The sequence below is a fragment of the Microbispora hainanensis genome (assembly GCF_006874475.1).
In the GTDB taxonomy this organism is placed as follows: domain Bacteria; phylum Actinomycetota; class Actinomycetes; order Streptosporangiales; family Streptosporangiaceae; genus Microbispora; species Microbispora hainanensis.
This window is the reverse complement of sequence record NZ_VIRM01000104.1, coordinates 1-6,619: the sequence shown is the minus strand read 5'-3', so window position 1 is coordinate 6,619 and position 6,619 is coordinate 1. Positions and strand designations below refer to the sequence as shown.

Here is a 6,619-nt window from a genome sequence, read left to right as displayed (position 1 = left end):
CGGCCCTGCTCACCACAATCCTCTGACGATGTTCGGCCAGGCCAACGTCGCCATCTACGGCGTCGCGATAGAGGTGGAGACAGGGCGGTCCAGCGCGGCGATCGACCGGGCCAAGGCCATCACCGTCTCCGCCATCCCCTCGACGAATCGGCGGGCCCAGCACCTGCTGGACCTGGCGCGAGGGCACATGCGGCAGCGGGATTTCGACGCAGCCCTCACCTGCCTCCGGATGTCGGAGACACAGTCGACGGAGACCGTCGTCTTCAATCCGCTCGCACGGCAGACCATCGGCGAGATGATCGAGGCGAGGCGCCGTCCACCGGCTCTGTTGCTGGACCTCGCGACAAGAGCCCGCGTCATCGCCTGAATGCCACCCCCAACCGCTGGTTGGGTTTGCCCCTGTGAGCCGGCCGTACGGTCGCGCCATGAGTATGCAGCTTGCCGATCCGGCGGTGGTCCGCGACGCGCTCCAGTCGCTCGCTATCGCGCTCGAAGTCCGGGGCTTCGCCGCGCGGCTCCGCGGTGGTGAGGGGTCTTCGCTCCACCTGTTCGTGATGAACCCTGAGGCTCCCGTCCTCACGGAACACATCATGATCGCGCCGGATGTGGAGGAGGAGTGGAGCTTCTGGTTCCCCTGGCCCGAACGGATCGCCCTCGTCGCGAACGTCACTGAGGCAGCCGACCGCATTGAGCGTGTGCTGGCCGAGGTCGACCGTTAGCCGGAGCGCACCCGTATGGTCTCGCACGGTGCACCTCGCGGCGCTCCCAAGGACGCGCAGCTTCCCGCGCCGTTCCACGGCGTCCACGTCGCGCCACCGCAGACAGGCTGCGAGAGGCTCGTGTGGAGGAAACCGACGGCGCGGTGCACGCACCTGCGGGTACGACGGCACACCTGTGAGTGCCAGCCGGTGGTGTACGAGCTGTGCGTCTCCGGCGGCCTGGTGTTCGTCCGCCGTACCGTCCGCAAGCCGGCCGGTCTGTCCGTACGCGAGACGGAGTGGCTCCTGACGGCCAGAGCCATGGAGCTCTGGCAGCGCCTGCTCACCGGGCAGGCCCGATAGCTCCCCCTTCGCCAGTAATCCCACGTCAGAAGGAGAGTGCCTCAATGACCCTGAGCGCCCAGCTCGACGCGTTCGCCGTCGAATTGCCGGTCGCCTTCGACCCGCGCTGGAACCGCATCCCCGGGATCACCGTGGACGGAGCCACCATCACGGTTGACCCCGAGAAGTACTTCTTCCGGTTCGAGAACTCCACTTGGCTCCTGTGCGATTGGAACCTCGTCGCCAGCCAGCTTCTCGGCACCGAGGAGTCCGCGGAGACCGCCGTCGAACAGCTCGCTCTGGAGTTCGTGCAGGAGCACGGCTTCTCCACCTCCGACGCCGGCCGGGTGCTGGCCACGGCCTGGGAGGTCTACAGCTACCTCTTCCGGGAGGAGCACCTGCCCACCCTCGGCCTGCCTCAGATCACCGCCGACCACCTGCGGATGCTCCGCGAGGCTGCCACCTTCATGGCGCTCAACAAGGTCGAGCTGGACGGCCACATCTCCAACGTCGGCCCATGCTGGTTCTTCCCCGCCGCCACCTCCGTCGTCTACGAGCTGGACGAGGAGGAGGGCGGCATGCTCGACGAGGTCTACCACGGCACAGGGTTTCGACAAGCACTGTTCAACGAGTACCGCCGCATCGAGTCGATCAAGGCGCACGCCGCGCTCGGCGGACGGCTGGTCCACGGCTGCCAGTCCGTGCCCAACCAGTCCGGCGGCGCCTGCGTGCCGTACGGCGCCTCGATGCAGACCTTCCGCACCGAACTGACGAGCTTCCGCGAGGAGTGGCTCGCCAAGGTCTACGCCTGCCGCACCGCCAGCTGACCCGTCCCGTACGGCCCGCGCTTCGATGAGCGCGGGCCGTGCGCCCCAGATGCCGAAGGAGTAACCGTCGTGGACGAGTTGACCGTCACCCGGCTGTGCGCCGAGCTGTGCGCCAAGGCGAGGGTCCCGGGTGAGCCGAAACGCGAGCCGATGCGCGCCTGGTCGCTGTCGGCGGTGGAACGCCTGCACTTTCCCGACGGCTCCACGGCCATTTTCAAATTCGCCGCCGAGCCCTTCACGGGCGAGGACCGGGCGCTCAAGCTGGCCGCTGTCCATGGCGTGCCCGTCCCCGAGCTGTACGCCTGCGCTGTCAGCGGCGGCGTCCTCGGGATGCTGATGGAGGACCTTGGCGAACCGGTCCGGGAGGCAGCGGACGACGACGGGGTCAAGGCGGCGGTCGTACTCCACCGGGTTCGCCCCTCGGCGATCCTGCCGACGACCCTCGACGCCGACGAACTGAGGGCCCTTCCCTTGCGCGCGCTTGCCCATCTGGACTTCCTGCGGCAGGTCCGCCGCTGGAGATCCACTCTCGACATCGCGGAGATGCTCTCCGCCCTGGACAAGGTGGCTCCCGCACGTGCCCAGGGGGCGGAGCTGGCGCCGTTCGGGCTGTGCCACTCGGAGTTCCATCCCAGCTCGCTGCACGTCGGGCGGACGGGATGGCGGCTGCTCGATTTCGCCCGGGCTTTCAACGGCCCCGGCCTGCTCGACCTGGCCTCCTGGCCCGGAACCCAACATCCCGCCAACGTGAAACGGGTCCGTCGGCTGGTCGAAGCCTACGTTGCCGCTGGCGGACCGCAGGAGGCATTGGCGCCACGGGGTGGTCTGTCCGCGGAGGAATGGGCCCTCGGCTGGCACCGGGTCTGGATCGTGGAGTGGTTCATGGACCAGACCGTGCACTGGATCAACGACCCGAGCAGCGATCCGGTCTACATCAAGGCCGTACGACGTCACCTCCGCGAAGCCGTACGGCTGCTCGCGCCATGAACCGCCAGGCATGGCAGGAGCACGCCCGGCAACGTCAGGCCGTCGAGCCGGCAGCGCCGACGGCGGCTCCGTCTCGCATGTACTGGACGCCGGAGCCTGATGGCGGGCCAGGAGCCGAGATCCTGGGACACCTCGTGTGTGCGCGCGTTCTCGAGTTGGGATGTGGCGCGGGCCATCACCTCGCCCACCTTGTAGGAGTCCATGGCGCCACCGGAGTCGGCGTTGACATCTCCGAGAGGCAGATCGAACGGGCGCGCACGCGCTATGGGCTCCTGCGGGGGATCACCTTCGTCGCCGCCGACGCGGTTGCGTTCCTGGCAACGTCGTGCCATCCGTACGACGTCTGCTACTCCGTCTTCGGCGCCGTGGGACTCACCTCGCCGAATGTGCTCGTGCCGTTGATCGCGCGGGTGCTGCGGCCCGGCGGAGTGCTGGCCTTCGCTGTTCCGCATCCCCGACGCAGTGACCGGGGCAGCACGTTGCTGTTGCCGTCGGGCGGCCGGGTGCCGATCCGTCGCTGGGAGCCGAGCGTGCTCGGCTGGGTCGCGCTGCTGTCGGCAGCCAGTTTCCGAGTCGACGACCTCCAGCACCTGGGTGAGTCGCCGGCAGGCCCGAACACCTTGCTCGTTGTCGCCCGTAAATCATGACGGTTCGAGGAGGCTGTCGTGCCCGAGGTCTATCTGCTCATCGACGTCGACGGCGTGCTGATCCCGTTCCCCGACAGCGAGGGGAACGGACCGGCTACTCACGTGAGGCACAGCGTCGTACCCACCGGCTATGACGCGAGCTCACCCGTCCCCATATGGCTGAATCCCACGCACGGGCCCATGCTGGCTGAGTTGATCAGCGAGCTGCCTCTGACACCGGTCTGGTGCACCAGTTGGCGTGGCGACGCCAGCCCCTTGATCGGCGCCAAGCTGGGCCTGGAGCCGTTCCCGCATGTCGAGCTGGCGCGTCAGGACATCACGACGAGCCACCCCAACGGCTACCTCTGGAAACGAGACGACGTCTCAGCCTGGCTCGACGCCGCTCAGGCCGTCTGGATCGACGACGACTTCACCCCCGCCGACCACGCCTGGGCCGCAGCGCGGACTGCAGTGGGTATCCCCACCTTGCTCGTCCAGCCGGATCCCAGGGTCGGGCTGCTGCCGGCGCATCTGGAGACGATCCGTTCGTGGATGGCCGAGCTCGTCAGCAAGCCCTCCCGGCCCTTCACGTCCCTGGGCGATTGATACGACCGTCGCCTGAGCAGCCCGTCAGCAGATGGGCTTGCGATATCGGGATAGGCGCAGTTCGTATCCCGTCTCCGCGCCGGCGGCGGTGAGTGCCGTGCCGTCGCTGGTCATGGCGTTCCAGATCCAGGGCAGCACGTAGCGCATGGGGGAGGGGCCGGGTGAGGCGCAGATGGCCTGCCGTAGGGAAAGGCGCAGCTCCTGCAGCTTCTGCAGGTCCGTCGCCGCGTGACTGAGGGCCCGTTGCCGCCCGTCCCGGGCGGTGGCACGGGCCAGCGCCATCGCCTCTTCGAAGGGGTCGGCCGTCGGCTGCGTGCCGGCGACGGGAGCCTCGATCTCGGCGCCCGGCATGTGCTAGTTCACGGCTCCCGAGCCCTGCCGCGAGGACGACCCGCTCACACTCGACATGACCCAAGGAGGTGTCGACACCAGTGACGACACTACGGGTATGGGTGACCATGTTGACTTCCACGTGCACGCGGAGGACGACCCCTCGTTCGGATGCGAGCTTGGCGAAGGCAAGGGCGACGTAGCCAGGATTGACGTGGCCGGCTTCTGGCTGGTGGAGACCTCCCAGCAGATTGGACCGGGTCGCGAGAGGGAAGCGTTGGACAACCTCGTCGGGATCGATCAGTTGGGCCGGCCGGCCCATTTGGCGCGCGACGGCGGCCGTGTATCGCAGTTCGTCCATACGACCGCTGGTGCGCGCCAGCGAGATCGAGCCGCACTGGTTGAAAGAGATATCGGTCCCGGACTCCGCCTCCTAGCCTACGAGCAGGCCGAGAAGATTGAGGTGGTGCATGCCACGGCCCGCACGCCCGGCACCTCACCGGAAGACTATGCGTGGCAGGCCGAGGGCCCGCTGGGGTCGATCTATACGATCACCTTGGTCAGGGGAGTCGAGGAGCACGAAGCGCTCCGGCGGCTGGGCGCCGCCCCGGAACATGATCGGCCTGGCCGAGTACCCCGACTCCAGCCGCACCGAGCTCGTCATGGCCGGCCATCGTCATCGAGTACTGCGGCTGGCACGGCGTGCAACGCGAGGTCATCGGTGAGCTGTCCCGTGATGGCGGTGAGGCCGTCGCGGTGATGCGACACGATTACGCCGCCAGGCACGACTTCGCCTACGCCCTCGACGGTGAGCTTGTCACCGGTTTCGATCCAGCCGGCCCGGAACCCGGTGGGGCACCGCACCCGACCGGCTCAATGGGTATCTTCGCGAGCTCGGCATCGACCCGGCCGCCGACGACTGGATCGACAACGCCATCCCGGACGTCCTCGCGCTCGCCGGCCGAATCTCCGGCGTCATGGTCACACCCGAGCACGCCGAGCGGGACTCCTCCACCCACACGAACTCGGTAATCGAACCGGTGGCTCCTTGCACGCGTGGAGCATGCCGCCGTAGGTCTCCCGGCCGATCGGTGCGGCGACGTTGTAGACCCCTGTGGCTTGCCGTTCGATCAGGTCGAGGATAAGGCGGGCGACGTCGCGGACGTCGACCGGCTGGATGGTCCGGTCAGGCGGAGCCGGGGCGAGCACTTGGCCGCCGCGGCTGATCCGGCGTAACCACCACGGCAGCCGGCCCACGTACTCGCCCGGGCCGAGGATGACGTGCGGCCGTATGAACAGCGTGTTGTTGGCGAACTCTCGCCGGATCGCCAGCTCACAGCCCACTTTCAGCGGGCCGTACGCGTCGGGGTCCCATCTGCGGGTGCCGGAGTCGAGATCGGGGTCGCCGTCCCACAGGGGGAGGATTCGTCGACCGGCTTATGTGGCCACTCGCGGTAGGCCGAGATCGTGGATATGAACACGTAGTGGTCGACGCTGCCAGCCAGCGCCCGTGCCGCGTTGCGCACCAGGGCAGGTACGGCTCCGGCGACGTCGAGCACGACATTCACGGCCCGTGCGCGGGAAGCTGTGCCAAGTCCTCAGGACGTTCCCAGTCGCCACGTACGAAGGCGCACCCCAGGTGGAGGATTGGCACTGCGTCCACGATTGAAAAGCGTGACCCCCCAGCCTCGCTGTACGGCCTCCGCCGCCACGGCACGGCCCACGACCCACGAGCCGCCCAGGATCAGTATCCGTACGGCTCCATCATCGATCAGAACAGTAGCCGCTACGGCAGGCGCAAAATGTGACGCGGATCACTTCTGGCCACACCCGCGCTGGAGAGTGGACGGTGTTTGAGATTGGCAATGAGTGTGCTGGAGGCTTCGCCGAGTGGCGGTGGGTGAGCGGACCCGGAAGCCGGTAGGACACGCCGGATTGACCTTGTCAGGACGCCCAAAGCATGAACTGCTCGACATAATCATGCTCCCGGAAACTGGCGGCCATTACCGAGAGGGTGATCAATGGCCGGGTTATGTCCGGGATGAGTCGCCTCCGGCCGTTCTTCTTGGCGAGGTCATCGCGTCCGGTGCTGACATCGTCGGCACCAAGGAGGGTCTGCGGGCGGGCCCTGATGCCTAGTTCGGATAGCAGTGTGGCGATGACCCCTGTCTGCTCCCACCGCTGGAAGTGCCAGTAGACCGTT

At 67.7% G+C, this 6,619-nt stretch carries 10 protein-coding genes and 3 pseudogenes; 9 read left to right on the top strand and 4 right to left on the bottom strand.

The window, feature by feature from the left end; all coding sequences use genetic code 11:
- The 7 genes and pseudogenes from FLX08_RS39450 to FLX08_RS39420 form a co-directional block, all read left to right on the top strand.
- Positions 1-367: pseudogene (locus FLX08_RS39450) on the top strand (hypothetical protein); the annotation flags it as partial.
- A gap of 58 nt (positions 368-425) precedes the next feature.
- The gene (locus tag FLX08_RS39445; protein ID WP_167530764.1) at positions 426-719 is read left to right on the top strand and encodes a hypothetical protein; all 294 of its coding nucleotides are present in this window, start codon (positions 426-428) and stop codon (positions 717-719) included.
- A gap of 15 nt (positions 720-734) precedes the next feature.
- Positions 735-1,061 carry a hypothetical protein gene (locus tag FLX08_RS39440; RefSeq protein ID WP_142625364.1) on the top strand — a complete coding sequence of 109 codons (327 nt, stop codon included), beginning with the start codon at positions 735-737 and terminating at the stop codon, positions 1,059-1,061.
- Between the two features lie 44 nt (positions 1,062-1,105).
- Positions 1,106-1,867: a hypothetical protein gene (locus tag FLX08_RS39435; protein ID WP_142625363.1), complete on the top strand. Its 762-nt coding sequence runs from the start codon at positions 1,106-1,108 to the stop codon at positions 1,865-1,867.
- A gap of 69 nt (positions 1,868-1,936) precedes the next feature.
- Positions 1,937-2,854 (top strand): phosphotransferase family protein, encoded by a 918-nt coding sequence (locus FLX08_RS39430; protein WP_208761973.1) that lies wholly within the window; start codon positions 1,937-1,939, stop codon positions 2,852-2,854.
- On the top strand, positions 2,851-3,501 hold the full coding sequence (locus FLX08_RS39425) for a class I SAM-dependent methyltransferase (protein WP_142625362.1): 651 nt from the start codon (positions 2,851-2,853) through the stop codon (positions 3,499-3,501). Before FLX08_RS39430 ends, FLX08_RS39425 begins: the two co-directional genes overlap by 4 nt.
- A gap of 18 nt (positions 3,502-3,519) precedes the next feature.
- On the top strand, positions 3,520-4,086 hold the full coding sequence (locus tag FLX08_RS39420; protein ID WP_142625361.1) for an HAD domain-containing protein: 567 nt from the start codon (positions 3,520-3,522) through the stop codon (positions 4,084-4,086).
- A gap of 24 nt (positions 4,087-4,110) precedes the next feature.
- On the opposite strand, the gene FLX08_RS42780 is transcribed toward FLX08_RS39420, so the two are convergent.
- Together FLX08_RS42780 and FLX08_RS43575 are read right to left on the bottom strand one after the other, a co-directional pair.
- Positions 4,111-4,437, bottom strand: coding sequence for a hypothetical protein (locus FLX08_RS42780; RefSeq protein WP_244313233.1), 327 nt, complete (start codon positions 4,435-4,437; stop codon positions 4,111-4,113).
- Positions 4,438-4,492: 55 nt separating this feature from the next.
- Positions 4,493-4,798: pseudogene (locus FLX08_RS43575) on the bottom strand (NAD(P)/FAD-dependent oxidoreductase); the annotation flags it as partial.
- An 81-nt stretch (positions 4,799-4,879) separates the two neighbouring features.
- Here FLX08_RS43575 and FLX08_RS43570 point away from each other — a divergent pair.
- Positions 4,880-5,176, top strand: a complete 297-nt coding sequence (locus FLX08_RS43570) for a DUF6461 domain-containing protein (protein ID WP_425280670.1) — start codon at positions 4,880-4,882, stop codon at positions 5,174-5,176.
- Positions 5,177-5,300: 124 nt separating this feature from the next.
- Positions 5,301-5,357, top strand: a pseudogene (locus FLX08_RS43565) (hypothetical protein); the annotation flags it as partial.
- A gap of 40 nt (positions 5,358-5,397) precedes the next feature.
- On the opposite strand, the gene FLX08_RS39410 reads toward FLX08_RS43565, so the two are convergent.
- A complete protein-coding gene (locus tag FLX08_RS39410; RefSeq protein WP_142625360.1) occupies positions 5,398-5,760 on the bottom strand; it encodes a Rossmann-fold NAD(P)-binding domain-containing protein in 363 nt (120 codons plus the stop codon).
- A gap of 600 nt (positions 5,761-6,360) precedes the next feature.
- On the bottom strand, positions 6,361-6,619 hold a 259-nt coding region (locus tag FLX08_RS41750), incomplete at its 5' end, for a hypothetical protein (RefSeq protein ID WP_208761972.1).

Coding starts and splice junctions, on each gene's coding strand:
- FLX08_RS42780 (WP_244313233.1), bottom strand. CDS start 4,437: ATGCCGGGCGCCGAGATCGAGGCTCCCGTCGCCGGCACGCAGCCGACG.
- FLX08_RS39445 (WP_167530764.1), top strand. CDS start 426: ATGAGTATGCAGCTTGCCGATCCGGCGGTGGTCCGCGACGCGCTCCAG.
- FLX08_RS39425 (WP_142625362.1), top strand. CDS start 2,851: ATGAACCGCCAGGCATGGCAGGAGCACGCCCGGCAACGTCAGGCCGTC.
- FLX08_RS39435 (WP_142625363.1), top strand. CDS start 1,106: ATGACCCTGAGCGCCCAGCTCGACGCGTTCGCCGTCGAATTGCCGGTC.
- FLX08_RS39440 (WP_142625364.1), top strand. CDS start 735: ATGGTCTCGCACGGTGCACCTCGCGGCGCTCCCAAGGACGCGCAGCTT.